Raw genomic sequence first — 1,702 nt, forward strand, 5'->3', positions numbered from 1 at the left:
CGTGCTGTCGGAGCCCGGCGAGGACGAGGCGCTGCTCGACCGGCTCGGCCGCCGCTCCCGCGCCGCCGGCAAGGCCGAGGCGGTGCAGGAATGGCGCCGCCACGGCCTCGGCGCGCAGATCCTGGCCGACCTCGGCATACGCCGGCTGCGCGTGCTCGGCACGGCGCGGCGCCTCGTCGGCCTGGCCGGCTTCGGCCTCGAAGTCGTCGGCCACGAGGCGGGCTGAGCTGCCGGCTCGGCGGGCCGCAGCGGGCTCGGGTAGAATGGCGCCCCCTCGATACCCCCTTGGCGCCCATGTCCCTGATCGCCGGCGAGCTGCGTGCCGCCCCGGATTGCCGCATCGCGATCGTCGCGAGCCGCTGGAATCCGCGCATCGTCGACAAACTGATCAGCGGCGCAGAGCAAGCGCTCAGTAGCAATGGCGTCGCCGCCGACGCTATCGATCTGGTCCGCGTGCCGGGCGCCTGGGAGATTCCGGTCGCCGCCGCGCGGCTCGCCGCGACCGGCCGGCATGCGGCGCTGCTGTGTCTCGGCTGCGTCGTGCGCGGCGACACGCGCCACTACGAACACGTCGCCGACGGCTGCGCCCAGGGTCTCATGCGCGTCGCGCTGGACTACCGCCTGCCGGTGCTCAACGGCGTGCTCGCGGTCGAGCGCCACGAGGACGCCGCCGCGCGCGCCGGCGGCGCGCACGGCAACAAGGGCGAGGACGTCGCTCTGGCCGCCTTGGAAATGATTGATTTGTGGAGAAAGCTGTGACGAATTCGCGACGACCCGAAGGTGTGGATCTGGCGGCCCGCTCGCGCGCGCGGCGGCGCGCCCTGCAGGCGCTGTACGCATGGCAGCTTTCCGGCAGCGCGATCGGCGGCGTCATCGACCAGTTCCGCCACGAGCAGGACATGGAAGTCGCCGACATCGAGTATTTCGAAGATCTCGTGCGCGGTGTCGAACGCCATTGTGCCGAGCTCGACGCGGGTCTGACGCCGTTCCTCGGCCGCGAAGTCGGCCAGGTCGACCCGATCGAGCGCGCGGCGCTGCGCCTGGGCGCCTACGAGCTCAAGTACCGCGTCGACGTGCCGTATCGCGTCGTCATCAACGAAGCGATCGAAACGACCAAGCGCTTCGGCGCCGACCACGGCCACACCTACGTCAACGGCGTGCTCGACAAGCTGGCCGCAGAGTGGCGCAAGGCCGAATACCGCGGTCGCTGAGCGCGTATGGGTGAGTTCGCCCTGATCGAGGAAATCCGCCGGCGCTGTGCGGTCGCGCGCGCCGACGTGACGCTCGGCATCGGCGACGACGCGGCGCTGCTGCAGCCGCGCGCCGGCGCCGAGCTCGCCGTCAGCACCGACACGCTCGTCGCCGGGGTGCATTTTCCGGCCGGCACCGCGCCGTCCGATCTGGGCTGGAAGTCGCTGGCCGTCAATCTGTCCGATCTCGCGGCCATGGGGGCCGAGCCGGCCTGGGCGCTGCTCGCGCTGAGCTTGCCCGCCGCCGATGCCGACTGGCTGGCCGGCTTTTGCGACGGCTTCGCCGCGCTCGCGCGGCAGCACGGCGTCGCGCTCGTCGGCGGCGACACGACGCGCGGCCCGCTGACCGTCACGGTGACCGTGCACGGCTTCGTGCCGCCGGGCGCTGCGCTGCGCCGCGACGGCGCGCGCGCCGGCGATCGCATCCTCGTCAGCGGCGAGCCGGGCGAGGC

3 protein-coding genes and 1 pseudogene are annotated in these 1,702 nt (G+C 72.8%); all 4 read left to right on the forward strand.

Annotated features, from left to right (window positions below; all coding sequences use genetic code 11):
• Positions 1–226 (forward strand): annotated as a pseudogene (locus tag NON22_RS23900) (bifunctional 3,4-dihydroxy-2-butanone-4-phosphate synthase/GTP cyclohydrolase II); the annotation flags it as partial.
• Positions 227–294: 68 nt separating this feature from the next.
• Entirely contained in the window at positions 295–759 is a 465-nt protein-coding gene (ribH, locus tag NON22_RS23905) for a 6,7-dimethyl-8-ribityllumazine synthase (RefSeq protein ID WP_257389486.1), read from the forward strand.
• A 23-nt stretch (positions 760–782) separates the two neighbouring features.
• Positions 783–1,211 carry a transcription antitermination factor NusB gene (gene nusB, locus NON22_RS23910; RefSeq protein ID WP_257389487.1) on the forward strand — a complete coding sequence of 143 codons (429 nt, stop codon included), beginning with the start codon at positions 783–785 and terminating at the stop codon, positions 1,209–1,211.
• 6 nt (positions 1,212–1,217) lie between these two features.
• Positions 1,218–1,702: thiamine-phosphate kinase (gene thiL, locus NON22_RS23915; protein ID WP_257389488.1), on the forward strand; the 485-nt coding region annotated here is incomplete at its 3' end.

It is taken from the genome of Tahibacter caeni (assembly GCF_024609805.1).
In the GTDB taxonomy this organism is placed as follows: domain Bacteria; phylum Pseudomonadota; class Gammaproteobacteria; order Xanthomonadales; family Rhodanobacteraceae; genus Tahibacter; species Tahibacter caeni.